This window comes from Streptomyces sp. NPDC020747, from assembly GCF_044334695.1.
Lineage (GTDB): Bacteria > Actinomycetota > Actinomycetes > Streptomycetales > Streptomycetaceae > Streptomyces.
The window spans coordinates 97,706-123,091 of the sequence record NZ_JBIRTJ010000009.1 but is presented as its reverse complement, the minus strand read 5'-3'; the positions used below and the strand labels follow the sequence as shown (position 1 = coordinate 123,091).

General features: G+C 71.4%; 21 protein-coding genes. 17 read left to right on the top strand and 4 right to left on the bottom strand.

What is annotated here, in order from left to right:
- The first annotated feature begins 29 nt into the window (after window positions 1-29).
- The 8 genes from ACH4YP_RS23770 (at window position 30) to ACH4YP_RS23735 (ending at window position 10,373) form a co-directional block, all read left to right on the top strand.
- Complete coding sequence (locus ACH4YP_RS23770; RefSeq protein WP_398492335.1) at window positions 30-2,165, top strand: tetratricopeptide repeat protein; 2,136 nt, start codon at window positions 30-32, stop codon at window positions 2,163-2,165.
- A 19-nt stretch (window positions 2,166-2,184) separates the two neighbouring features.
- Window positions 2,185-5,025 carry a tetratricopeptide repeat protein gene (locus ACH4YP_RS23765; RefSeq protein ID WP_398492333.1) on the top strand — a complete coding sequence of 947 codons (2,841 nt, stop codon included), beginning with the start codon at window positions 2,185-2,187 and terminating at the stop codon, window positions 5,023-5,025.
- Window positions 5,026-5,107: 82 nt separating this feature from the next.
- Entirely contained in the window at window positions 5,108-5,425 is a 318-nt protein-coding gene (locus tag ACH4YP_RS23760) for a barstar family protein (RefSeq protein WP_361058175.1), read from the top strand.
- Window positions 5,426-5,553: 128 nt separating this feature from the next.
- Window positions 5,554-6,996 (top strand): GuaB1 family IMP dehydrogenase-related protein, encoded by a 1,443-nt coding sequence (locus ACH4YP_RS23755; protein ID WP_398492603.1) that lies wholly within the window; start codon window positions 5,554-5,556, stop codon window positions 6,994-6,996.
- 94 nt (window positions 6,997-7,090) lie between these two features.
- The gene (locus ACH4YP_RS23750) at window positions 7,091-7,615 is read left to right on the top strand and encodes a GNAT family N-acetyltransferase (RefSeq protein WP_361058173.1); all 525 of its coding nucleotides are present in this window, start codon (window positions 7,091-7,093) and stop codon (window positions 7,613-7,615) included.
- A gap of 15 nt (window positions 7,616-7,630) precedes the next feature.
- On the top strand, window positions 7,631-8,026 hold the full coding sequence (locus ACH4YP_RS23745; protein WP_398492330.1) for a hypothetical protein: 396 nt from the start codon (window positions 7,631-7,633) through the stop codon (window positions 8,024-8,026).
- Window positions 8,027-8,443: 417 nt separating this feature from the next.
- A complete protein-coding gene (locus ACH4YP_RS23740) occupies window positions 8,444-9,910 on the top strand; it encodes an amino acid permease (protein WP_398492328.1) in 1,467 nt (488 codons plus the stop codon).
- 10 nt (window positions 9,911-9,920) lie between these two features.
- Entirely contained in the window at window positions 9,921-10,373 is a 453-nt protein-coding gene (locus tag ACH4YP_RS23735; RefSeq protein ID WP_055618648.1) for an Lrp/AsnC family transcriptional regulator, read from the top strand.
- An 81-nt stretch (window positions 10,374-10,454) separates the two neighbouring features.
- On the opposite strand, the gene ACH4YP_RS23730 is transcribed toward ACH4YP_RS23735, so the two are convergent.
- Window positions 10,455-11,204: a GntR family transcriptional regulator gene (locus ACH4YP_RS23730; protein WP_361058167.1), complete on the bottom strand. Its 750-nt coding sequence runs from the start codon at window positions 11,202-11,204 to the stop codon at window positions 10,455-10,457.
- A 221-nt stretch (window positions 11,205-11,425) separates the two neighbouring features.
- On the opposite strand from ACH4YP_RS23730, the gene ACH4YP_RS23725 reads away from it, so the two are divergent.
- The 6 genes from ACH4YP_RS23725 (at window position 11,426) to ACH4YP_RS23700 (ending at window position 18,472) form a co-directional block, all read left to right on the top strand.
- The gene (locus tag ACH4YP_RS23725; protein ID WP_398492326.1) at window positions 11,426-12,571 is read left to right on the top strand and encodes an ABC transporter substrate-binding protein; all 1,146 of its coding nucleotides are present in this window, start codon (window positions 11,426-11,428) and stop codon (window positions 12,569-12,571) included.
- The gene (locus ACH4YP_RS23720; RefSeq protein WP_398492325.1) at window positions 12,568-13,467 is read left to right on the top strand and encodes an ABC transporter permease; all 900 of its coding nucleotides are present in this window, start codon (window positions 12,568-12,570) and stop codon (window positions 13,465-13,467) included. The genes ACH4YP_RS23725 and ACH4YP_RS23720 overlap by 4 nt, the downstream gene beginning before the upstream one ends.
- Window positions 13,452-14,279: an ABC transporter permease gene (locus tag ACH4YP_RS23715; protein ID WP_398492323.1), complete on the top strand. Its 828-nt coding sequence runs from the start codon at window positions 13,452-13,454 to the stop codon at window positions 14,277-14,279. The genes ACH4YP_RS23720 and ACH4YP_RS23715 overlap by 16 nt, the downstream gene beginning before the upstream one ends.
- A 3-nt stretch (window positions 14,280-14,282) precedes the next feature.
- Entirely contained in the window at window positions 14,283-15,353 is a 1,071-nt protein-coding gene (locus ACH4YP_RS23710; RefSeq protein ID WP_361058159.1) for an ABC transporter ATP-binding protein, read from the top strand.
- A gap of 86 nt (window positions 15,354-15,439) precedes the next feature.
- Window positions 15,440-16,975: an HAD-IA family hydrolase gene (locus ACH4YP_RS23705; protein ID WP_398492601.1), complete on the top strand. Its 1,536-nt coding sequence runs from the start codon at window positions 15,440-15,442 to the stop codon at window positions 16,973-16,975.
- 123 nt (window positions 16,976-17,098) lie between these two features.
- The gene (locus tag ACH4YP_RS23700; RefSeq protein ID WP_398492321.1) at window positions 17,099-18,472 is read left to right on the top strand and encodes an MFS transporter; all 1,374 of its coding nucleotides are present in this window, start codon (window positions 17,099-17,101) and stop codon (window positions 18,470-18,472) included.
- Here ACH4YP_RS23700 and ACH4YP_RS23695 read toward each other — a convergent pair.
- Window positions 18,441-19,022, bottom strand: coding sequence for a Repetin (locus ACH4YP_RS23695; protein ID WP_398492320.1), 582 nt, complete (start codon window positions 19,020-19,022; stop codon window positions 18,441-18,443). The two genes, ACH4YP_RS23700 and ACH4YP_RS23695, sit on opposite strands and share 32 nt — an antisense overlap.
- Before the next feature lie 333 nt (window positions 19,023-19,355).
- On the opposite strand from ACH4YP_RS23695, the gene ACH4YP_RS23690 reads away from it, so the two are divergent.
- A complete protein-coding gene (locus tag ACH4YP_RS23690; RefSeq protein ID WP_361058151.1) occupies window positions 19,356-20,144 on the top strand; it encodes a carbon-nitrogen hydrolase family protein in 789 nt (262 codons plus the stop codon).
- Between the two features lie 62 nt (window positions 20,145-20,206).
- Window positions 20,207-21,898, top strand: a complete 1,692-nt coding sequence (locus tag ACH4YP_RS23685) for a flavin monoamine oxidase family protein (protein ID WP_398492318.1) — start codon at window positions 20,207-20,209, stop codon at window positions 21,896-21,898.
- A 30-nt stretch (window positions 21,899-21,928) separates the two neighbouring features.
- Here ACH4YP_RS23685 and ACH4YP_RS23680 read toward each other — a convergent pair whose 3' ends face one another.
- Window positions 21,929-22,636: a DUF5995 family protein gene (locus ACH4YP_RS23680; RefSeq protein ID WP_361058147.1), complete on the bottom strand. Its 708-nt coding sequence runs from the start codon at window positions 22,634-22,636 to the stop codon at window positions 21,929-21,931.
- A 173-nt stretch (window positions 22,637-22,809) separates the two neighbouring features.
- On the opposite strand from ACH4YP_RS23680, the gene ACH4YP_RS23675 reads away from it, so the two are divergent.
- Window positions 22,810-23,931 (top strand): glycoside hydrolase family 6 protein, encoded by a 1,122-nt coding sequence (locus ACH4YP_RS23675; protein ID WP_398492599.1) that lies wholly within the window; start codon window positions 22,810-22,812, stop codon window positions 23,929-23,931.
- Here the strand turns inward: ACH4YP_RS23675 and ACH4YP_RS23670 are convergent.
- A complete protein-coding gene (locus ACH4YP_RS23670) occupies window positions 23,913-25,367 on the bottom strand; it encodes a uracil-xanthine permease family protein (protein ID WP_398492598.1) in 1,455 nt (484 codons plus the stop codon). The genes ACH4YP_RS23675 and ACH4YP_RS23670 overlap by 19 nt on opposite strands.
- Window positions 25,368-25,386 lie beyond the last annotated feature (19 nt).

The window sequence follows — 25,386 nt, the reverse complement described above, 5'->3', positions numbered from 1 at the left end:
CTGATCAGGGAGTTCGAAGAGGTGGAGCGGTGACGAGCGAGCCCGTGCCCGGCACGCACAACAACATCGGTGGCGGTATCTTCCACGGCGCCGTCATCCAGGCGGGCAGCGTCGGGAGCCTGACTGTCACCGCCGAGCCGGCACCCGTCCCTCCGCTGGGCGCGGTGGCCGCGCCCTCGTCCGTGTTCATCGGCAGGGACGCCGAGTTGGCCGATCTCCTGGAAACGATACGGCCGGACGGGGGAGCGGTCCGGGTGGGGCTGGTGAACGGTCCCGCCGGTGTGGGAAAGAGCGAACTGCTCCTGCACGCCGCCCACATCGCACTGGAACGCGGGTGGTTTCCGGGCGGGGCGCTCTCCATAGACCTCCAGGGGTACACGGACGGCCTGCCGCCGCTGGCACCCGGTGAGGCTCTCGGACGGCTGCTGCACCGGCTGGGGTTGCCCGCGGACGCCATTCCAGGGCACGTGGAGGACCGTGCCGCCGCCTACCGGGCCTGTCTGGAGGACCGCTCGGTCCTCGTCCTGCTCGACAACGCCGGCGACAGCTCGCAGGTCCGTCCGCTCCTGCCGTCCGGCGGCTGTGCCGCCCTGGTGACGAGCCGCCACCTGCTGCCGGCGCTGGACGACGTACGCCGGATCCCGCTCGGACTCCTGCCGCCCGGGCCGGCCGGCGACCTCCTGCTCGCCGCCGCCTCGCCGGACGCGCGGACGGAGGCCGAGATGCGGACGGCCCGGTTCCATGCGCGGAGGATCGCCGAACAGTGCGAGGGACTGCCGCTGGCCCTGCGCGTCGCCGCCGCGCGGATCCGGGGCGAGACGCCCGAGCGGTTCGCGGAACTCGCCGAATGGATGGACGACGAACGGAAGAGACTGGTGGAACTGGACGACGGCGAGCGCACCGTCACCGCCGCGTACCGCGCCAGCTACCACCGACTCGGCGATGACCAGCGGCTGTTGTTCTGCCTGCTGGGCATGCACCCCGGACCCCGCGTCGGCGTTCACGCCGCGGCCGCGCTCGCCGACCTGCCGATGCGCGACGTGCGGCGCCTGCTGCAGGATCTGCGCAACCTCCACCTGATCGCGGGGGACGGGCCCGGCCACTACCGGCTGCACGATCTCCTGCACGTGTACGCCCGGACCCGCGCTCACGAGGAGATCGCCGAGGACGTCGTCCAGGCGGCCACGGACCGACTGATCGACTATTACCTGTACACGGCCGACCGCGCCGATCGCGCGGTGGCGCCGGGACGTTACCGCCTGCCGCACTCCGTGGCCCGGCCTCCGCACATGACACCGGACCTCGACGACCGGCAGGCCGCGCTGGCCTGGTTCACCGAGGAGATGCCGCACCTCACCGCCGTGCTCAGAGCCGCCGCCACCACCGCGGAGCCGGCCAGGTGCTGGCTGCTCGCGGACGCGTTGCGCGGTTACTTCTTCCACGTCAAGGCCTGGGACAGCTGGCTGGACACGCTCGACGTGGCGCTCGGCGTCGCCACCGCGGCCGGGGAACAGAAGGTGCAGGGGGTACTGCACAACAGCATGGGAATCGCCCTCATCGAGCTGGACCGGTCCTCGGACGCGGCTCGGCACTACCGGGAAGCGGAAGAGCTCTTCAGATCGGCGGGCGACGCGCACGGGGTCGCCACTTCGGTGGAGAACCATGCCTGGGTGCACCAGTACGCAGGCGACCACGTGGAAGCCCTCGCCTGCCACCAGAGGGCACTCGACGTCTACGAAGAGCTCGGAGCCCGCCGGAACGTGGCGATCGTGCTGCGGGGCATGGCGCTCGCCGAGATCGAACTGGGCCGGTCCGGGACCGCGATCTCGTATCTGACACAGGCGCTCGACGCCTTCCGGGAACTCGGCCTGGACCTCGACGCCACCATGGCTCTCAACGGACTGGGCGAGGCATGCGCCAGGGCCGGTGACACCGACGAGGCACGGCGGTTCCACCTGTTGGCACTGCGGCAGAGCCGGGCGTGCGGCAGCGTCTTCGAAGAGGCCCGGGCCCGCGACGGGCTCGGCACCCTCAGCGTGCCGGTCAGCCCCGGCCGCGCCGCGCACCACTGGCGGCGGGCACTGCTCCACTACGAGGCGCTGCGTTCCCCCGCGGCCGAGCGGGTCCGGGGCCGGCTGGACGCACTGCCGCACCACGTCTCATGAACGAACGGCTGGGGGGCTCTTGCGAGCGGACACCGAGGACCGCGGAGACTACGACGTCTTCTTCTGCTACTCCTGGAAGGACAAGGCCCGCGCGGACCAGCTGGTCGAACTCCTGGCGGCGGAACAGGTGGACGGCAGACCGCTGAGGGTGTTCCAGGACCATCGGGCTCTGGAGGACTACGACCAGATCTCCGCCTCCGTCCAGGAGGGGCTGCGGCGCTCGCGGTGCCTGGTCGTCCTCTTCTCCGAGAGGACGCTCAGGAGTCACTACTGCCGCGCGGAGCTGCGGTACGCGCTCTCGGCCGCCCGCCGCCTGGGCGGAACGGCCCAGCGGGTGATGCCGATCCTGCACCGCACCGAGTACGAGGACGTCCGTCCCCAGACCCTGGGCGCGGTGCGCCTGCCGGATCCGCGGACGTCCTCCGACGAGCACCTGATCGGCTCGGTGGCTGCGCGCGTCCGACGGACCGACGTCCGCAGGTTCGGTGACGCCCCGGAACCCGGGGCACCCGACTGGCACCCGTCGCCCCTGGTGGGAAACAGGGCCTTCCGCGGAAGGGACGTCGAACTGTTCGAGGTCCACGACGCCCTGCACGCCCACCACGACCCGGGCTCCGGCGGCGTGCCGGTGGCACGCATCGTGGGGCTCGGAGGCCAGGGCAAGACGATGCTCGCCGAGCAGTACGCGCGCGAGTTCGCGGCCGACTACCCCGGTGGGGTCTTCGTCCTGCGGGGCTTCGGCAGTCACCTGGCCGGCCGGACCACCGACCACCACGTGCGATCGCGCATCGGGGATCACATCGCGGAGTTCGCCGGGTCCATGAACGTCCCTGGGCTGGAGGGCCTGGACCGGCCCGCGGTACTCAACGCGTTCCGCGAACATCTCGGACGCCGGAAGCAGCCCTACCTGTGGATCATCGACGACCTGCCCTCGGGCCTGGACGAGAAGACCTTCCGAGCCCTCCTCGCTCCGACGGCGGACGGCCACACCCTCGTGACGACCCGGTACCGGTCCTCGGCCGAGGAGTATCCCTGGGGAGGCGAGGTCCTTCTCGGTGAACTCGACGAGGGCGCGGCACTGAGCCTGCTCACCAGCCATGTGCGGCCGGCCGACGGGGACGAGGTACGGTCCGCGCTGGCCGTGGCCGAGAAGCTCGGCCGCCACGCCCAGGCCGTCGCGGTGGCGGCCGGACTCCTGGCCGACCCGGATCAGGGAGGCTTCGACGGACTCCTGGACGCGATCGCCGCGCCGGGGCCGGACGCCGTGGAACTCGCCTCCCGCCTCGGCAGGGACCTCCCCACCGGTTACGGAGCGAGCATCGCCACGGCCATGCTGCGCAGCATCGACCGGCTGGACCACCGAGGACACGAGGTCCTGCGGATCGCGAGTCTGCTCGCTCCCACCCCGCTCCCGCAGAGCCTGTTGGAGGGCGTCGTCGCACGCAGCGACGACGGGGCGCCCTCGGAGGCCCGCACGTTCGTCGAGGCCGGTTTCGCGGACGCGGTGGACAAGTCCCTCGCCCGAGCCCTCCTCCCCGCGTCCGTGGCAGGGGAGCGACTGTGGACCGTCCACACGCTCGTGAGCCGCACCCTGCGCTTCGCCGACACCGGCGACACCCGCCGAACCCGGCTCAGGCAAGGGGCTCTGGAGGAGCTGACCGAGGCACTGGAACAGAGCAAGACACGTTTCGTCCACCGCCTGCTGACCCACCACCTGCCCCATGTCCAGGAACTGCTGACGAGCATGGAGGGCGAGGACGTCCTGCACCTCGCCAACGAGGCGAGCCGGGTGTACGCGGAACTGGGCGACGGCCGCGGAGCCCTGGACCAGTTCGAGCGGCTCCACACGGCATCCTCGCGGCTGCTCGGCCCCCACCACGAGATAACCCTGAAGACGCTGGCAGGACTGGGCGTCGGGCACGGGCTCATGGGCGACCACGTCGCCGCACTGAAATGCAAGCGAGCGGCCTACGAGGGGCTGGCCGCGGTCCTCGGAGAACACGACCCCGAGGTCCTCATCGCGCGGAACAACGTGGCCGTGACCCTGAGCGACACGGGCGACCGGGCCGCGGCCCGCGACGAGTACGCCGCGATCTACCGCATCCGGCGCCGCGTCCTGAACGTGCAGCATCCCGACACCCTCATGGCGTTGAACAACTACGCGATAGAGGTCGGCAGATGCGGCAACCACCGACTCGCCCGTCGGCTCAAGGGCATCGTGCACACACGGAGCCGTACCGTCCACGGGGAGCGCGATCCGAGAACGCTCGACGCGCTGCACAACCTCGCCGCGAGCACGGCGGCACTGGGCGACCGGGCCACGGCCCACGACCTGCTCGTCCAGGTCACCGAGGCGCGGCGCGAGGTTCTCGGCTCCGATCACGTGGACACACTCACCTCCCAGGAGGGAGCGGCGGTGACGGCCGCCTCGCGCGCGGAGGCCCTTCCCCTGTTGCGGGACGCCTACCGGCTGCGCCTGACCGTGCAGGGGCCGGCTCATCCGGACACGGTCCGGGCGCTGGTCACCCTGCTGGAGTGGAGTCTGCCCCGGGACACCGTCGCCGCCGCGCGGGCACGCGCGGACCTCGACGAACCGGACGAGGCCGTCCTGGCGGGCCTCCTCGCGATGGACCTGCACGAACGGCTGGTCGCGGAACGGGGTGCGGACCATGCCGAGACCGCGGTGGCCCGGTGCCAGCTGGCGCACGCGCTCGCACTGCAGGGTCCGGGCCTGAACGCCGACCTGCTGATCGAGGACGCGGCCGACGGACTCGCCGAGGAACTGGGCAGAGCCGCCCCGTGGAGCCGCGGCGCGGAGATCCTCAAAGCCTGGATCCAGGACGTGGAGGACCGTGGATGAGCCGCCCCCGCTTGCCGCTCGGCCCGCCCGCGAGTTCTACTGCACCCCACGATCACCATGACCGGCTCGGAAGGGCGTCCGGATGACCGAGTACGTGCTCACGCTCGACCTGGGCGGTGTCACCGACAAGGCGGGCCTGATGGACCGCTGTGCCCACGAGCTGGCACTGCCCGACTGGTTCGGGCGCAACTGGGACGCCCTGACCGACAGTCTCTCCGACCGCACCGTCTGGCCCGAGACCGCGGTTGGGCGGGAGCTGCTGGTCGTCGTGCGGAACTGGCGGGCGTACGCGACGGCGCGGCCCGACGAGTGGAAGACCGCTCAGGAGGTGTTCGCCGAGGCGGCCGACCGCACCCCCGCGCTCACCGTGGCGCTGGCGCTTGGAGGATCCCACCAGTAGCCCCTTGACCAGCCTGGACGATCGGCCCGGGGGGTGCGCACCCACTGGCATGGGACAATGAGGTACGTGCTCTTCCCTCGGGCTGTCCTGTTCGGGGGCCACCTCTGAACGACCGGGATGTGCAGCACGTGCGTTTCCTCAACGACATCCAGCCCGCGTACGACCTGACGTACGACGACGTCTTCATGGTGCCGAGCCGCTCCGCGGTCGGTTCGCGGCAGGGCGTCGACCTGGCTTCGCCGGACGGCAGCGGCACCACGATCCCGCTGGTGGTCGCCAACATGACGGCCATCGCGGGCCGCCGGATGGCCGAGACGCTGGCCCGCCGGGGCGGGCTCGTCGTCATTCCGCAGGACATCCCGATCGAGGTCGTCACCGAGGTCGTCTCCTGGGTCAAGAGCCGTCATCTCGTCCTGGACACCCCCATCGTGCTGGCCCCGCACCAGACGGTCGCCGACGCGCTGTCCCTGCTGCCGAAGCGCGCGCACAACGCCGGTGTCGTGGTGGACGACGAGGGCAGGCCGGTCGGTGTGGTCACCGACGCCGACCTGAACGGGGTCGACCGCTTCACGCAGCTGTCCGAGGTCATGTCCCGGGACCTGCTGCTGCTCGACGCGGACATCGAGCCGGGCGAGGCGTTCAACAGGCTCGACCACGCGAACCGCCGCTATGCCCCCGCCGTGGACAAGGACGGCAGGCTCGCCGGCATCATCACCCGCAAGGGCGCCCTGCGCGCCACGCTCTACACACCGGCCACCGACGCGGACGGCAGGCTGCGCATCGCCGCCGCCGTCGGCATCAACGGCGATGTCGCGGGCAAGGCCAAGCAGCTCCTCGCCGCCGGCGTCGACACACTCGTAGTGGACACGGCGCACGGCCACCAGGAGTCGATGATCGCCGCGGTCAAGGCGGTCCGCGGGCTCGACCCCCGGGTGCCGATCGTCGCGGGCAACATCGTCGCCGCCGAGGGCGTACGCGACCTCATCGAGGCCGGCGCGGACATCATCAAGGTCGGTGTCGGACCCGGCGCCATGTGCACCACGCGCATGATGACCGGAGTGGGCCGCCCGCAGTTCTCGGCCGTGCTCGAATGCGCCGCCGAGGCGAAGAAGTTCGGCAAGCACGTGTGGGCCGACGGCGGGGTGCGCCACCCGCGCGACGTCGCCATGGCGCTGGCCGCGGGCGCTTCGAACGTGATGATCGGTTCCTGGTTCGCCGGTACGTACGAGTCGCCGGGCGACCTCCAGCAGGACGCCAACGGGCGCCTCTACAAGGAGTCGTTCGGTATGGCGTCCGCGCGCGCGGTGCGCAACCGCACGTCGGAGGAGTCGGCGTACGACCGCGCCCGCAAGGCGCTGTTCGAGGAGGGCATCTCGACCTCGCGGATGTTCCTCGACCCGTCCCGGCCGGGCGTCGAGGACCTGATCGACTCGATCATCGCGGGCGTCCGCTCCTCCTGCACCTACGCCGGTGCCAACTCCCTGGAGGAGTTCGCCGAGCGGGCCGTCGTCGGCGTCCAGAGCGCGGCCGGCTACGCGGAGGGCAAGCCGCTGCACGCCAGCTGGAGCTGACGCCACTTCCGACTCCCTTCCGTACGGCCCCTGTTGTCCCGCATGCCGGGAAACGGGGGCCGTGCCGTTCTCGGTTGTCGCTAGGGTCGGGCGGATGAGGATCGACATCTGCAGGGCCGAGGACATCGCGGTTCTGGAGCGGTACATGCCCTCGCACAGCGTGGACGGGAGCCACCGGGCGCGGTTCGCGCGGCAGGAGACGGGTGACAGCAGCTATCTGATCCCCTGGCTCGACGGCCGGCCCGTCGGTCACGCGGAGGTCCGCTGGACCGGGTGCGAGGCTCCCGAGGTGCGGGCTGCCCGGCCTGGCTGTCCCGAGCTCAACGGGTTGTTCGTCTGGCCCGCGTCGCTCCGCTCGCGGGGCATCGGAACGGCACTGGTGCGTGCCGCCGAGGAACGGGCCCTCGCCCGCGGCGGCTTGCTCATGGGGCTCGGCGTGGGCGACGACAACCCGTCAGCCGCGCGGCTCTACGCACGGCTCGGCTACCGGCCCGCCGTGTCGTACGTCGACCGCTGGGCGTATCTCGACGTGGACGGTGTACGCCAGGTGTGCGCCGACCCCGGTGTCTTCCTGGTCAAGGACCTCTCGTCAAGCCCTCTTGACGTCAAGCCTGCCTGACGGGACGCTGGGGTCATGACGACACCGCAGAGCCTCGAGCCCCAGTACACGCTGCTGACCGCCGTGGCCCGTCTCGATGAACTGCGCGTGCGGGAGTCGCTGGCCGGGGCGGGGAGCGACGAGGAGGCCCTCGACCGGGGCGAGCTGCTCGAACTGCTCGCGCTGAGCGAGGTGGTGGCCCGCAAGGCCGCGTACGGGCGGCAGTTGAGCGTGCGCGCGGCGCGTCGGGCCGGGGCCTCCTGGTCGCAGATCGGGTCGGCCCTGGGCACCAGCAAGCAGGCCGCCTGGGAGGCCCACAACCGTTGGATCGACGAGCAGGCGGCGGCCCACGGGCGGCCCGGGCAACTGGGCTTCGACGAGAACGACGTGGCCGAGGCGCGGGCCATCGCGGGGGATCCGGACGGGGTCTGAGGGCGGCCTCGGGGCTGCCCTGAGGTCGGGCGGCGGGTCTGTGCGGCGAGCGGATTGGCGTCCCGCCCGAGTCGCTTCCGGGTCTCCGGACGGGGTCTGGCAGCGGGCCGGCACGAGTGGCCTCTCGGGCCGGTGCGGTGGACGAGCGAGCGGCCTCGGCGGTGGTCGCGCGAAGGGTCCCGGCGGTGGCCGTGCAACGGTTGACGAGCCCCGCGCAACGAACACTCGCCTGCCCGTGATCAACGCAACGATCTTGCGGAGGCGCGCAAGGTTGCTGCATTACGGCTGGAAAGGCCGTGCTCGTAGAGTCGTGCGCTGAACGTAGTGTGGCGGGGACCCCGTGCACGGTGGTCCCCTTCCTTCGGGCTGCCGTGGGGCCGCGCCGCCCTGACCGGCAGCGATGAAGGAGCCAGCCGCGTGCTCGACCACGGCGCACCCCCGCAGTCCCGCAGTCACCCCACCCCCGAGCCTCCGGGAGCCGGCGCCCGCCTGATGCGCCGCAAGCCCGTGGAGAGCCTGGTCGCGGAGGGTGGCCAGGGCGAGGGCGGCAGCCTGCGGCGCTCCCTCGGCCTCTGGCAGCTGACGATGATCAGCATCGGCGCCACGCTCGGCACCGGCATCTTCGTGGTGCTCGGCGAGGCCGTCCCCAAGGCCGGCCCGGCCGTCACCGTCTCCTTCGTGATCGCCGGTCTCACCGCGCTCTTCTCCGCCCTCTCGTACGCAGAGCTGGCCGGCACCATCCCGGTCGCAGGGTCCTCGTACTCGTATGCGTACGCAACGATGGGCGAGCTCATCGCCTGGATCTGCGGCTGGTGTCTGGTCCTGGAGTACGGCGTCTCCGTCGCGGCCGTCGCCGTCGGCTGGGGCGAGTACCTGAACGAGCTGCTCGACGGCACGATCGGTGTCACCATCCCGGACGCGCTCTCGGCGCCACCCGGTGACGGCGGCGTCTTCAACCTGCCCGCGCTCATCGTCGTACTGCTCGCCATGGCGTTCCTGCTCGGCGGCGCCCGCGAGTCCGCGCGCGCCAACACCGTCATGGTCGTCGTGAAGATCGCCGCGCTGCTGCTGTTCTGCGCGATCGGCGTCCAGGGCTTCCGCTCCGGCAACTACGAGAACTTCATGCCGCTCGGCATGGCGGGCGTCAGCGCCGCCGGAGCGACCCTCTTCTTCTCGTACATCGGGTTCGACGCGGCCTCCACAGCCGGCGAGGAAGCCAAGAACGCCCAGCGTGACCTGCCGCGCGCGATCATGCTCTCCCTGATCATCGTGACCGCGCTGTACGTGCTCGTCGCGGCCGTCGCCGTCGGCGCGAAGCCCTGGCAGGGGTTCACCGACTCGGAGGCCGCGCTCGCCGGGATCATGAAGGACGTCACCGGAGACGCCTTCTGGGGCACGCTGCTCGCGGCCGGCGCGGTCATCGCCATCGCGAGTGTCGTACTGACCGTGCTCTACGGGCAGACCCGCATCCTCTTCGCCATGTCCCGCGACGGGCTCGTACCGAAGGTCTTCTCGCGCGTCCACCCCAAGACCGGTACGCCGCGCGTCAACACGGTCATCGTGTCGCTGTTCTGCGGTGTCCTCGCCGCCGCGATTCCGCTCGGGCAGCTCGCCGACGCGACCAGCATCGGCACGCTGTTCGCCTTCGCGCTGGTCAATGTGGCCGTCGTGGTGCTGCGGCGTACGCGGCCCGAGATGCCCCGTACGTTCCGGGTGCCGCTGTCGCCGGTGATGCCCGCGCTGGGCTTCGCCTTCTGCGTGTGGATGATGGGCAGCCTGGACACCGTGACCTGGGTCGTCTTCGGGGTCTGGATGGCCGTCGGGCTCGTGTTCTACTTCAGTTACGGCTATCGCCGCTCCCGTCTCGCCACTCCAGAGAAGTGATCCACCCGCAGTGCTGAACGATCTCGACGAACGCATCGTGCACGCCCTCGCCGAGGACGCCCGCCGCTCCTACGCCGACATCGGGCAGGAGGTGGGGCTGTCCGCGCCCGCGGTGAAACGGCGGGTGGACCGGTTGCGGGCGACCGGGGCGATCACCGGGTTCACCGTTCGGGTCGACCCGGCCGCGCTCGGGTGGGAGACCGAGGGGTTCGTCGAGATCTACTGCCGACGGAACACCTCGCCGGAGACGATTCAGCGGGGGCTTGAGCGTTATCAGGAGGTTGTGGCCGCGTCCACCGTCACGGGGGAGGCGGATGCGATGGTGCAGGTCTTCGCCTCCGACATGCGGCATTTCGAGCGGGTGCTTGAGCGGATCGCGGGGGAGCCGTTCGTGGAGCGGACCAAGTCGGTGTTGGTGCTTTCGCCTTTGCTGCGGAGGTTTTCTTCGGGGTCGCCCACGTAGGGGGTGTGCGGGGTGGTGGGGGCGGCTGCGGGTGTGTCGGGGCTGGTCGCGCAGTTCCCCGCGCCCCTGAAGGGGCCGGGCTCAGAAGTCGGACTGGCCCGACTGGCGGGCCAGGGCGTTGTTGGCTATCGAGTTGTGGACGCTGAAGGTGATCGCGTCCGGGCGGTAGCGGTCGTCGGACCATTCGACCGGGCGGCCCTCTCGCGTCGTCGTCACACGGCGGACGCGTAGGAGGGGGCTGGTGCGGCGGACGTCGAGGAGTTCGGCGTCCTGGGCGCCGGCGGCCACCGCGTCGATGACGTGCTCGCCGTAGGCGAAGACGAGGCCGCTGTCCTCGTACAGGCGCTGGGTGACCGAGGGGCAGTCCGGTTCGACGGCCTCGACGGCGGGGGAGATCCAGGCCGCGTAGACCGTGCGCTCCAGGAGGACCGGTTCGCCGTCCAGGCCGCGTACGCGCAGGACGTGCAACACCGGGGTGCCCGCGGCCAGTTGGAGGCGGACGGAGTCCTCGGCGGTGGCCGGACGGTACCGCGACGACACCACGTGGCCCGTCGCCTCGCGGCCCATCGCGCGGGCCCACTGGGCGAAGCTGCGCAGCTCCTCGAAGGACTGGCTGCGGCGGCTCGCGAGGACCACGCGGCGCGCGCCCTGCCGGGAGCCGATGAGGCCCTCGGCGGTCAGGGCGGCGACGGCCTGGCGGACCGTACCGCGGGAGACGCCGTAGCGGGCCGCGAGGTCGGTCTCGGCGGGCAGTCGACTGCCCACGGTGTACTCCTCGCGGTCGATCGCCCTTCTGAGTTCCTCGGCGATCTCCTCGTGTCGCGTCGCCATGCTCCCCCTCTGTGCGCAGCTGAGTACCGCTTGATCAGCCTAGACGAGGATCGGCGGTGGCATGTGCGCTCGGCGAGTGGCAGGGAAACCAAGGGTCACGGTTTCGACAATGTTTACGAGCAGGTCACCAACGCCGGGCCTACTTGGGCCAACTTGTTCAGACAAGTTCTGCTGACAAGCTCTGCGTCTCATGTGATCCCTGCGCGCCCCTGGAGAAGAACGTGACCGTGTCCCTGCCCAGAACAGCCGTCTTCGTAGGCGCCGCCGCACTCGCCCTGAGTGCCTGCGGCGCGGCCCCCGACGACGCGTCCACCACCACCGACGGCAGGAGCGCCGACACCGCGACCTCCGCGGAGGCCTTCGGCGGCATGGACGCACTGGTGAAGGCGGCCAAGAAGGAGGGCACGCTGCAGGCGATCGCACTGCCCCGCGACTGGGCCAACTACGGCGCCCTCATCGACGGCTTCCAGAAGAAGTACGGCATCAAGGTCGAGGTCGAGAACCCCGACGGCGCCAGCCAGGACGAGATCAACGCCGTGACGTCGAGGAAGGGCCAGGACCGGGCGCCCGACGTCCTCGACCTGGGCAGTTCGTTCGCGCTCAGCGCCGCCCAGCAGGGACTCCTCGCGCCCTACAAGGTCGCGGGCTTCGCCGACATCCCCGAGGGGCAGAAGGACGCGAAGGGCCGCTGGTTCAACGACTACGGCGGCTACATCTCCATCGGCTGCGACGCCAAGCGCGTGAAGCCCTGCCCGACCACCTTCGCGGACCTGCTGAAGCCGCGGTACAAGGGGCAGGTCGCCCTCAACGGCAACCCCACCAAGTCCGGTTCGGCCTTCGGCGGCGTATGGGCGGCCTCCCTCGCGAGCGGCGGCTCCTTCGACGACATCCAGCCCGGCCTCGACTTCTTCGCCAAGCTGAAGAAGAACGGCAACTACACGCCCGTCGAGTCGACTCCGGCCACGGTCGAGAAGGGCGAGACGCCGATCAGTATCGACTGGGACTACCTCAACGCCGGATACGCCGAGGAGTTCAAGAAGAAGGGGCTCGACTGGAAGGTCGCGGTCCCCTCCGACGGCAAGTTCTCCCAGTACTACTCGCAGGCGATCAACAAGGACGCCCCGCATCCGGCGGCCGCCCGCCTGTGGCAGGAGTACCTCTACAGCGCCGAGGGCCAGAACCTCTGGCTCAAGGGATACGCCCGCCCGGCCCTGATGACCGCCATGGAGAAGGCCGGCACGCTCGACAAGACCGCCGCCGCCAAGCTCCCCGAGGTCTCCGGGACGCCCACCTTCCCGACCGAGGCCCAGCAGAGCAAGGCCAAGACCGTGCTCGGCCAGGGCTGGGGCAAGGCCGTCGCCGGATGACCGCGACCCTCACCCGTGTGGACGTGGCGCCCGTCGCTTCCCCGAAGCGGCGGCGCCACGCGCCCGGCTGGCTCGCCGTCGTCCCGCTGCTCGCCTTCGTGGCGCTCGCCTTCGGGATCCCCGCGCTGGCCATGCTGAACGGCGCGTTCACCGTCAAGGACCCCACCACCGGGGCGACTTCGTACACCACGGCGAACCTGACCGCCTCGCTGAAGGGCGCGTACCTCACCGCCCTGCTCGGCAGCGTCAAGCTGTCCGCCGTCTCGGCGGTCATCTCGACGGTGTTCGGCCTGCTGGTCGCCCAGGCCGTGGTGACCTCCCGCTTCCGCGCTCTGCGCGAGGCCGTGCTCACCGCGTCCGGCGTGCTCGCCAACTTCGGCGGCGTCCCGCTGGCCTTCGCGTTCGTCGCCACGCTCGGCAACTCCGGTGTCCTGACCCGCCAGTTGGGCCTCGCCGACAAGGGCTGGAGCCTCTACAGCTTCTGGGGTCTGGTGATCGTCTATCTCTACTTCCTGATCCCGCTGATGGTCCTCACCATCACGCCCGCCCTCGACGGACTGCGCGTCCAGTGGCGCGAGGCCGCGCGGAACAACGGGGCCACCGCCGTCCAGTACTGGCGGCACATCGCCCTGCCCGTCCTCGCGCCCTCACTCCTCGGCGGATTCGTACTGCTCTTCGGCAGCGCCTTCGCCGCGTACGCCACCGCCGCGGCCATGGTGGGCAGTTCGGTCCCGCTGGTCACCCTGCAGATCGCCGACGCCATCTCCGGCAATGTCCTGGTCGGCCAGGAGAACGTGGCGCTCGCCCTCAGCCTCGACATGGTCCTCGTCGCGGGCCTGGTGATGGCCGTGTACCTGCCCCTGCAACGACGGAGCGCGCGATGGCTCGACAACTGAACCGGTCCGTACGTCCCTGGCGCGGGGTCGTCCTCGCCGGCGCCGCGCTCTACTTCCTGGTGCCGCTGGCCGCGTCCGTCGTCTTCACGGTCGACGTGCCGGGGGAGGGCATCACCTTCGACGCGTACACGCAGATCTTCGGCACCGACGGGTTCGTCTCCAGCCTGCTGCTCTCGCTGGAACTGGCCGTCGCCACCATAGCGATCGTGCTGCTGCTGATGGTGCCCGCGATGGTCGCGCTGCGGCTCGGCGCGCCGAAGCTGCGGCCCGTCGTCGAGATCGTCTGCTCGCTGCCGCTCGTCGTCCCGCCCATCGCGTTCGTCGCCGGGATCGGCACGGTCCTGAAGTGGGGGCCCGAACACCTCTCCCGCACCCCGCTGTTCCAAACGTTCGTGTCGATCCAGAACCCCGACTTCCCGTTCGTCCTCGTCCTCGCGTACGTCGTGATGGCGCTGCCGTTCGTGTACCGGGCCCTGGACGCCGGGCTGCGCGCGATGGACGTACGCACCCTCGTCGAGGCGGCCCGCAGCTGTGGCGCGAACTGGCCGCAGGCGCTCGTACGGGCCGTGCTGCCGAACCTGCGCGGGGCACTGCTCAACGCGTCGTTCCTCACCCTGGCCCTGGTGCTCGGCGAGTTCACCGTCGCCCAGCTGCTCGGCTTCCAGCCGTTCGCCGTGTGGATCGTCAACGTCAGCGGCTCGCAGGCCCAGTTGTCCGTCGCCGTCTCCGTGCTCAGCCTGCTCGTCACGTGGGCACTCCTCCTCGCGCTCGCCGGATTCGGCGGGCGCTCCCGTACCGCTCCCCGGGGATGAACCATGACCGCAACCACGCTTGAGAAAACGGCCACGACGGCCGCGACCGTCGAATTCCGGGGCCTGCGCCGGGAGTTCGGCCGGACCGTCGCCCTCGACGGGCTGGACCTGACCGCCCGGCCCGGTGAACTCCTCGCCCTGCTCGGCCCGTCCGGCTGCGGCAAGACCACGGCCCTGCGGATGCTCGCCGGGTTCGAACACCCCGACTCCGGTGAGGTGTTGGTCGACGGCGAGGACGTCACGCGCGTCCCGGCCCACCGGCGCGACGCCGGGATGGTCTTCCAGTCGTACAGCCTCTTCCCGCACCTCAGCGCGCTCGACAACGTCGCCTTCGGGCTGCGGATGCGCAAGGTGCGTACGGCCGAACGGCAGTCGCGCGCGGCCGAGTTGCTCGAACTCGTCGGCCTCGGCGACAAGGGCACGAGCTTCCCGCACCAGCTCTCCGGAGGTCAGCAGCAGCGCGTCGCGCTCGCCCGCGCGCTCGCGCTGCGGCCCCGCGTCCTGCTCCTCGACGAACCGCTGTCGGCGCTCGACGCCAAGGTGCGGCTCACGCTGCGCGAGGAGATCCGCCGGCTCCAGCAGGAACTGGGCATCACCACACTGTTCGTGACGCACGATCAGGAGGAGGCCCTGTCGATGGCGGACCGGGTCGCCGTGATGCGGGCCGGACGGCTCGAACAGTGCGCTGCCCCGGCCGAGTTGTACGGGCGGCCCGCGACCGCGTTCGTCGCCGAGTTCGTCGGCACGATGAGCCGCATACCGGGGCGGGTGACCGACGGGACGGTCGAGGTGCTCGGACAGCGGCTGCCGGTCGACGGTGAGGCGCCCGCATCTCCCGAGGTCGACGTGCTCGTACGGCCCGAGGCGGTGCGGGTGACGGCCGAGGACGCCTCGGACGCCCGGGTCGTCGCCTCCGCCTTCCTCGGCGCGGCCACCCGCGTCACCGTCCGGCTCGCCGACGGAACCGAGGTGAAGGCCGACCTGCCGACCCACGAGGCCGCCGCGCTGGGCGCGGGCACCGCCGTGACCGTGAGCCTGCCGGAACGTCCCGTCCTGGTCGCCGACCGCCTGTGAGAGAGAGCCGCGTGACCCCCCACACCACCCCCGCCCCCTACCCCCCTCGCCATCCCCAACAGCCGCTCCAGGCCGTCCTGTTCGACATGGATGGGACCCTCGTGGACACCGAGCGGCTGTGGTGGGACGCGGTCGAGCACGTTGCGGCGGGGCTCGGCCGGTCGCTCACGGAGGCCGACGAGGAGGACGTGCTCGGGCGGCCCGTCGAGCACACCGCCGAGACGCTGAGCCGGGCCACGGGAGCCCCGTTCGCCGAGGTCGCCGCCGATCTGCACCGGGAGTTCGCCGTCCGGGTGCGCTCCGGAATCGTGGCCAGGCCCGGCGCGCTCCGGCTCCTCGACGCACTGGCCGCGGACGGCGTGCCCACCGCTCTGGTGACCGCGTCACCGCGCGCCATCGCGGACCTCGTCGTCGAGGGCCTGGGCGCCGGGCGCTTCGCGGTCACCGTCACCGCCGACGACACCCCGCGCACCAAGCCGGCCCCCGACCCGTATCTCGCCGCCTGCCGAGCCCTCGGCGTCGAACCCGCCTCCTGCGTGGCCGTCGAGGACACCCGGACCGGTGTCTCCTCGGCGGAGGCGGCGGGCTGCGCGGTGCTCGCCGTGCCGTCGCTCGCGCCGATCGCCGCCGCGCCGGGCCGCACGGTCCGCGAGAGCCTGGAGGACGTGACCCCGGCCGGACTGCGCGACATGATCACCACCCGTCAGGCGCCTGAGTCTTCTGACCTGCCCGGCTCGTCCGACCTGCCCGATCCATCCGATCCATCCGATCCGTCCGACCCGCGTGAGCTTCGCGTGATGAGCTGGAACCTCTGGTACGGCGGCACCAAGGTCCGCCGGCACCGCGAGAAGCAGCTCAAGATCATCCTGGCGGCCGGAGTCGACATGGTCGGCCTCCAGGAGACGTACGGCACCGCCGCCCGGGAACTCGCCGATGCGCTGGGCTGGGAGTACCACCAGGCGGGCGAGAACCTCGGCGTCATCAGCCGGTATCCGATCACCGGCCGGCTGGGCGCCGCTGACCCCGGCTTCTACGGGGCGACCGGCGTACGCGTCACGCTCGGCGCGGACCAGGACATCGTGCTGTGGAGTGCCCACCTCGACTACACGCCGTACGGCCCGTACGAGGCCTCCTTCGACGGGCTCGCCGGGCCCGAACTGGCGGCCCACGAGGCGGGACGGCTGGGGCAGCTGCGGGAGATCCTGGCCGCGATGGCCCCGGACCTGGCGACCCGCGACACCACTCCGGTCCTCCTGGTCGGCGACTTCAACGCGCCCTCCCACCTGGACCGCGAGGACGCCGAGTGGCCCGTGACCAGGGCCGCCGAGGAGGCCGGCCTGCGCGACTCCTACCGGGAGGCGCACCCCGACCCGGTCCGGAGCCCCGGCCACACCTGGTCGCCGGTCCACATCGAGCACGAGGACGGCAGTGGACGCCCGGAGCCGCAGGACCGGATCGACTACGTGCTGTACGCGGGCGCAGGGCTCCGGGTCCTCGACTCCCGGACCCTCGTCACCGGTACTCCGCGTCCCTGGCCCGACGTCGAGGACAACGACTGGCCGTCGGACCACGCTGCGGTGATCACGACATTCTCGCTGGGCCGGGCCGCCCGTCCGGACTAACATCGGTGTCATGACCAGGCGACATTGATCCACCAGTTGTGCCTCCCGAGGGGCCCGAGGACCGCCTCGGACGCCGTGTCTCCGGCGTCCGAACTGTCCCTGCGGTCCCTGCGGGAAGGCCTCATGACTCACTCACCTGCGCGTGCGCCCGGCACCGGCTCCGGCCCCGCCGTCCGGCGGCTGACGACCACGCTGTACGGCTACGCGTTCCTCGACGACTTCGTCCTGCTCTACCCGGTCTACGCCCTGCTGTTCAGCGACACCGGGCTCACGGTGTGGCAGATCTCCTCGCTGTTCTGCCTGTGGGCGCTGACCGGCGTCCTGCTGGAGATCCCGTCCGGCGCCTGGGCCGACGCCGTCTCGCGGCGACTGCTGCTGTGGTTCGGACCGCTGCTCACGGCCACCGGATTCGCCCTGTGGGTGTTCGCCCCGTCGTACTGGGCGTTCGCCCTCGGCTTCGTCCTCTGGGGCGCCAAGGGAGCGCTCGGCTCCGGCGCTCTGGAGGCCCTGGTCTACGAGGAGCTGGACCGGCTCGGCGCGGCCGACCGGTACGGCGCCGTCATGGGCCGGGCCCGTGCGGCCGGGCTCGTCGCCGTGATGGCGTCGATGCCGCTGGCCGGGCCGGTGTTCGCGTTCGGCGGCTACCCGGCCGTCGGGCTCGCCAGTGTGCTGGCCTGTCTGCTGACGGCGGCCACGGCGGCACGGTTCCCGGAGCACCGGGAAGCGGCCGATGCGGCGAAGGACGGCGACGCCCGCCGCGAGGGGCCGGGCGACGACCCCGGCGGGGGACCGGGCGACGAAACCGGCGAACGGCCGGGCGGCGCACCTGGTGTGGGCCCGGGCGACGGCTGGACCAGGACGCTGCGGGCCGGGCTCGCCGAGGCCCGTGGTGACCGGTCCGTCCGTAGTGCCCTGCTGCTGGTCCCGGCCGTCACCGCAGTCTGGGGCGCCCTCGACGAGTACACACCGTTGCTCGTCCGCGACACGGGCGTCGCGGAAAGCGCCGTCCCGAACTGGCTGTTGCTGATCTGGGCGGGGGCGACGGTCGGCGGGCTGCTCGCCGGTGTCGGCCGTCGGCTGGGCACGGGCGGGTTCGCCGGGCTGCTCGCGGTCTCCGCGGTGGCACTGGCCGCGGGGGCGTGGGTGCGGACCCCGGCCGGGATCGGCCTTGTGGCGCTCTCCTTCTGCGGTTTCCAGTTGGCGAGCGTGCTGGCCGACGCCCGGCTCCAGGACCGGATCGGCGGAACCGGCCGTGCCACCCTGACCTCGGTGGCCGGGGTGGGCACCGACCTGACCACCATCGCCGTGTACGGCGCCTACGGGGTGATCGGGTCGGCGACCACGCACGGCGCGGCCTTCGCCTTGTTCGCGGTGCCCTACCTGGTGACGGCCGCGCTGCTGGCGGCCGCGGGGAAGGGGCTGCCGACAGGGAAGGGACCGGCGGGGAAGCGGGCGGCCCGCGCGGCTAGAACTTCGGGCTCCAGGGCACGACCGTGAAGTCGCCCGTGCCCTTCTTGATCTTCTCGAAGGGCGCGGAGCTGACGCACTTGGGCAGGTCCTTCGTCTCGACGGGGTTTCCGACGGAGGCCCAGCTGTACCCGAGCCGGTCGTGTCGTCCGGTGTCGTGGACGGTGATCCCGACCCGCTTGCCCTCGGCACCCGGCAGGTCCGAGTCGGTGATGACACCGGAGACGACGGCCACCTTGCCACCGGTGAGGAGGCAGTCCACCTCGGCCTTCGCCCAGGCACCGTCGCCGTCGACGTAGTGGCTCCACTCGAAGGTGCCGGTGGCCTTCAGCGGATCGTCGTTGTCCTTCGCCGCCAGGTGCGCGTCGAAGGAGAACGTGATGTCGTCCCCGGCGGACCGGTACAGCTTCGCGGTGCCGGTGAGCGCGGCGGCCTCGCGCTGCCGCTCACCGGCCGCGGAGGCGATGGACGCCGAGGCAGTGGAGGCAGTGGCGGACGAGGTGGCCCCGGCGGCTCCCGTGGCCCCGGCGGTCACGAGCAGAGCGGCACCGAGCACGGCGGTCTTCGTACGGCGGTTCATGTCGGCCCTTTCGGTGGTTCGTTCGGTGGTTCGGCGACTGGTGCGGACATCACTCACTGTCCCGGCGCCGACGCCGTGCCACATCGCGCCGCAGGCTGCACCGCGCCTCCGCCACCCGGCGGGGGAGTACACCCCTGGCCTGCACCCCTGGGAGTACGGGCCCTCGTGCCAGGGGTATGCATGCCATGGGGCGCAACGAATCGCCGCCGTACCGCCGACGGACGCAACGATTCGTTCACCGGCGCGCAACGGCTCCTCCTTGTCCGCCCGAGCCTGCCGCCCGTACCGTCTATCTGGCCCCCAAAACCCCTCCGATTCCGGTGAGGATCACGCATGCGCACCGCCCTGCTCCAGAGCTCCGGCCGTCCCGGCTCGGTCGTCGAGAACCTCAAGGTCCTCGACGAGGCCGCGGGCCGTGCCGCCGCCGCGGGCGCCGGGCTCCTCGCCGCCCCGGAGATGTTCCTGACCGGCTACGCGATCGGCGCCGACGTGCACCGGCTCGCCGAGCCCGCCGACGGCGACTCCGCGGACGAGATCGCCGAGATCGCGTCCCGGCACGGCGTGGCGATCGCCTACGGCTACCCGGAGCGCGCGGCGGAACTGGTCTTCAACTCGGCCCAGTTGATCTCCGCCGACGGCACGCGTCTCGCCAACTACCGCAAGACGCACCTCTTCGGCTGCTTCGAACAGGAGTGGTTCACCCCCGGCGAAGAGCCGGTCGTCCAGGCCGAGCTGGACGGCCTCCGCGTCGGCCTGATGATCTGCTACGACGTGGAGTTCCCGGAGAACGTCCGCGCGCACGCCCTCGCCGGCACCGACTTCCTGGTCGTGCCCACGGCCCAGATGCACCCGTTCCAGTTCGTCGCCGAGTCCGTCGTACCGGTGCGCGCCTTCGAGAACCAGATGTACGTCGCGTACGTCAACCGGGTCGGTACGGAAGGGGAGTTCGAGTTCGTCGGGCTCTCCACGCTGGCCGGCCCCGACGGAGGCGCCCGGGCCCGCGCCGGCCGCGGCGAGGAACTCGTCCTCGGTGACGTGGACCCCGTCCTCCTCGCCGCCTCGCGCGAGGCGAACCCGTATCTGAAGGACCGCCGCCCCGGCCTCTACGGGTCCCTCGTCTGACCCGCCCAGTTCCCAGACCCACCAGCCTCACCCCAGCTTTCCCCGCAAGGAGTCCGTACCCCATGACGTCCACGGTGCCCCCCGCCGTCCCGCACACCGACGCGCAGCCGCCGATCACCATGTTCGGCCCGGACTTCCCGTACGCGTACGACGACTTCCTCGCGCACCCCGCGGGCCTGGGCCAGCTACCGGCGACCGAGCTCGGCACCGAGGTGGCCGTCATCGGCGGCGGGCTGTCCGGCATCGTGGCCGCGTACGAGCTGATGAAGATGGGCCTCAAGCCCGTCGTGTACGAGGCCGACCGGATCGGCGGCCGGCTGCGGACGGTGGGCTTCGACGGGTGCGACCCCTCCCTCACCGCCGAGATGGGCGCTATGCGCTTCCCGCCCTCCTCCACGGCACTCCAGCACTACATCGACCTGGTGGGGCTGCGGACCGAGCCGTTCCCCAACCCCCTTGCCGAGACGACCCCTTCGACCGTGGTCGACCTCAAGGGCGAGTCGCACTACGCGACCACCGTCGACGACCTGCCGCAGGTCTACCGCGAAGTGATGAACGCGTGGAACGCCTGCCTCGAAGACGGCGCCGACTTCTCCGACATGAACCAGGCCATGCGCGAGCGCGACGTGCCGCGCATCCGCGAGATCTGGGCGAAGCTCGTCGAGAAGCTCGACAACCAGACCTTCTACGGCTTCCTCTGCGAGTCCGAGGCCTTCAAGTCCTTCCGGCACCGCGAGATCTTCGGCCAGGTCGGCTTCGGCACCGGCGGCTGGGACACCGACTTCCCGAACTCCATCCTGGAGATCCTGCGCGTCGTCTACACCGAGGCCGACGACCACCACCGCGGCATCGTCGGCGGCAGCCAGCAACTCCCGCTGCGCCTGTGGGAACGCGAACCGCAGAAGATCGTGCACTGGGCGTACGGGACCTCGCTCGCCACCCTGCACGACGGGACACCGCGGCCCGCCGTGACCCGCCTGAACCGCACGGCCGGCAACGGGATCACGGTCACCGACGCCTCCGGCGACATCCGTACGTACCGGGCGGCGATCTTCACCGCCCAGTCCTGGATGCTGCTGTCCAAGGTCGCCTGCGACGACGCGCTCTTCCCGATCGACCACTGGACGGCGATCGAGCGCACCCACTACATGGAGTCGAGCAAGCTGTTCGTGCCTGTCGACCGGCCGTTCTGGCTGGACAAGGACGAGGAAACTGGTCGGGACGTCATGTCGATGACGCTCACCGACCGCATGACGCGGGGCACCTATCTCCTCGACGACGGTCCGGACAAGCCTGCCGTCATCTGCCTCTCCTACACCTGGTGCGACGACAGCCTGAAGTGGCTGCCGCTGTCCGCGAACGAGCGGATGGAGGTCATGCTGAAGTCGCTCGGCGAGATCTACCCGAAGGTCGACATCAGGAAGCACGTCATCGGCAACCCGGTGACCGTGTCCTGGGAGAACGAGCCCTACTTCATGGGCGCGTTCAAGGCCAACCTGCCCGGCCACTACCGCTACCAGCGGCGCCTGTTCACCCACTTCATGCAGGACCGGCTCCCCGAGGACAAGCGGGGCATCTTCCTCGCGGGCGACGACATCTCCTGGACGGCCGGCTGGGCCGAGGGCGCCGTACAGACCGCGCTCAACGCGGTGTGGGGCGTCATGCACCACTTCGGCGGCAGGACGGACCCGGCCAACCCGGGCCCCGGCGACGTATACGACGAGATCGCCCCGGTGGAGCTCCCCGAGGACTGAGAGCCCGAGCCTCTTCGGGGCGCGGGCTGATCACCGTGCTTGCAGCGGAGTGAGCAGGCAACGGCCGACCAGGCCGACCCCCGTGTCGAGCCGTTCCACGAACTCCTCGGCCAGATCGGGGAGTTCGCGCAGCGCCCACACCGCCCGGGCCGCGGACCACGCCGCGTCCCGGGCCCGGTCCAGGCTCCACGCGCCGAGCAGATGGGTCAGCGGATCGGCGATCTGGAGGAGATCGGGGCCCGGCATCAGATCTTCGCGGATGCGCTCCTCCAGCGAGACGAGGACATCACCCACGCGGTCGAACTCGTCCTCCAGCTCGGCCGGTTCGCAGCCGAGCGTACGACAGGTGTCCACCACGGCGAGCGCCAGATCGTGCCCGATGTGCGCATTGATACCTGCGAGCGCGAACTGCAGCGGACGTACTCCGGGATGGCGCCGGAGTTGGAACAGCGGCCGCCAGCAGGCGGGCGGACGGCGCTCGTCCGCCACCGCCTCGACGGCGTCCAGGTAGCGCTCCGCGAACCGCACGTCCAGCGTGATCGCGGCGCGGGCGTCGGTGAAGTGCCCCGTCTCCAGGCGCCGGTCGACCTCCTCGGTGACGGCGAGGTAGACACGGTTGAAGACCGCGACACCGTCCCGCTCGGGCCAGGCCGCACCGAGCGCACGCATCCGGTGCACCACCGCGTCGACGCTGTGCACGCGGACGGTGTCTTTCCCGAAGCGTTCCAACCGCACCATGGGGGCAGGGTCCCAGGCCTAGGCTGTACGGAGGGCCGCCGGGCCGAGCGCTTCCCCAGAACGGGGGAACACGCGGGACCCGACGGAGGGGGGAGCACCACGTGTCAGGGCAACGTGCCCAGCGCCTGGCCGTACGCAGGGCCGAGCGCAGGCGTGCCGCCCGGCGCGGCGCCATGGCCGCCGTGGCGTCCGCGGTCGTCGCGGTCGGCACCGTGACGGGGATGATGTCCGCGCTCGACGACGGCCGCGGCAGCGACGAGGCGCGCCCCGAAGTCACCAGCTCACCGCTCCTGCAGCCGCTGCCCGGCGTGCCCACGCCGTCGCCCTCGAAGACGTCCGCCTCACCGTCTCCGTCGCCCTCCCCGTCCAAGGCCAAGCCGAGCCCGAAGCCCTCGAAGAGCGCGTCGACGAAGCCGAGGACGGAACCCGTGTCGGTACAGCTGTACCGCCACCCCGAGTCCCAGGTCCTCGACTGGGTCCGCGACCACCGCGACGACCCGCGCCGCCCGGTGATCGAGTCCCGGATAGCCGACCGGCCGGCCGCCGTCTGGTTCGCGGACTACACGCCGTCGAACATCACCGCCCGCGTCAGGGCGGTCACTTCGGCCGGCTCGGCGAAGGACCGGGTCCCGGTCGTCGTCCCGTACGCGATATCGAACCGCGACTGCGGAGGGGCCTCCCAGGGCGGTGCGCCGGACCTCGGGGCGTACGACGGGTGGATCGACAAGTTCGCGGCGGGCCTCGGTTCCGAGGAGGTCATCGTGGTCCTGGAGCCGGACGCGATCGCCCAGTCGGACTGCCTGTCGGAAGGCGACCGGGCCGCCCGTTTCGCCTCGCTGGCCCGCGCGGGACGCGTCCTCAAGGCGGCGAACCCGAAGGCGCGGGTCTACTTCGACGCGGGCCACTCCGACTGGAACACCCCGGAGAAGCAGGCCGGGCTGCTGCGCCGGGCCGGTGCCGCGTCCGCCGCCTCCTCGGACGGCATCTTCAGCAACGTCTCCAACTTCAACCGGACGGGCGACGAGGTCGCGTACGCCCGCCGGACCCTCGACGCCCTCGGCGGCCCCGCGAGCCTGGGAGCCGTCATCGACACCAGCCGCAACGGCAACGGCGCTCCGGCCGACGGCGAGTGGTGCGACCCCGCGGGCCGCAAGCTCGGACAGGCGCCGACCATGAGAACCGGAGAGGCACGGATCGACGCCTATCTGTGGGTGAAGCTGCCCGGTGAGTCCGACGGCTGCAAGGGCGCGCCCGGGACGTTCACACCGGACTACGCCTACGACTTGGCGCGCTGACCGCCCGCCGAGCCCGAGCCCGATCCTGAATCGGAGCCCGAGACCGATGCCGAGTCGGCTTCCGGGTCGGAGCCGTACGACGACGTGCCCTCGTCCAGCAGCGGCTCCTGCGACTTGAGGTGCGCCGGGGCCAGCGCCCGCAGCGCGTGGTAGCCGATGATGACGACGAGCGTGCCGAGCGCGATGCCGCTCAGCGAGAACGTGTCGGTGAACTCCAGCGTGACGTTGCCGACGCCGATGATGATGCCCGCCGCGGCCGGCACCAGATTCAGCGGATTGCGCAGGTCCACCCCGGCGTTGAGCCAGATCTGCGCGCCCAGCAGGCCGATCATGCCGTACAGGATGACGGTGATCCCGCCGAGCACACCGCCAGGGATGGCGGCCACGACCGCGCCGAACTTCGGGCAGAGGCCGAAGAGCAGCGCGAAGCCGGCGGCGGCCCAGTAGGCGGCCGTGGAGTAGACACGGGTCGCGGCCATCACGCCGATGTTCTCGGAGTACGTCGTGTTGGGCGGGCCGCCCACGGCGGTGGAGAGCATCGAGCCGACGCCGTCCGCGGAGATCGCCGTGCCCAGCTTGTCGTCGAGCGGGTCGCCGGTCATCTCGCCGACCGCCTTCACATGGCCCGCGTTCTCGGCGACCAGCGCGATGACGACAGGCAGCGCCACGAGGATCGCCGACCACTCGAAGGACGGGCCGTGGAAGTTCGGCAGCCCGATCCAGTCGGCCCGGCCCACGGCGGAGAGGTCGAGCCGCCAGTGGTCGGTGAGCTTGCCGCTCGCGTCGACCGAGTGGATCCGCCCGAAGACACGGTCGAAGACCCACGAGATCCCGTACCCGAAGACCAGCCCGAGGAAGATCGCGATACGCGACCAGAAACCGCGCAGGCACACCACGGCCAGCGCGGTGAACACCATCACGAGCAGCGCGGTCCACTGGTCCTGCGGCCAGTACGTGGAGGCGGTGACCGGCGCCAGGTTGAAGCCGATCAGCATGACGACCGCGCCCGTGACGATCGGCGGCATCGCGGCGTGGATGATCCGCGCCCCGAACCGCTGCACCGCGAGGCCCACGAGGAAGAGCGCGACCCCGACCACGAGGACGGCACCGGTCACGGTCGCGCTGGTGCCGCCCTGCGCGCGGATCACCGCCGCGACGCCCACGAAGGACAGTGAGCAGCCCAGATAGCTGGGCACCCGGCCGCGGGTCGCGAGCAGGAAGATCACCGTCGCGACGCCCGACATCATGATCGCGAGGTTCGGGTCCAGGCCCATCAGGACGGGCGCGACGAAGGACGCCCCGAACATCGCCACTACGTGCTGGGCGCCGAGCCCGGCCGTACGCGGCCACGACAGCCGTTCGTCGGGGCGGACGACCGCCCCCGGCGCGGGCGTGCGCCCGTCACCGTGCAGCTTCCAGCGCACGCCGAGGTCCATGGTGGGGTTCCGCTTTCTC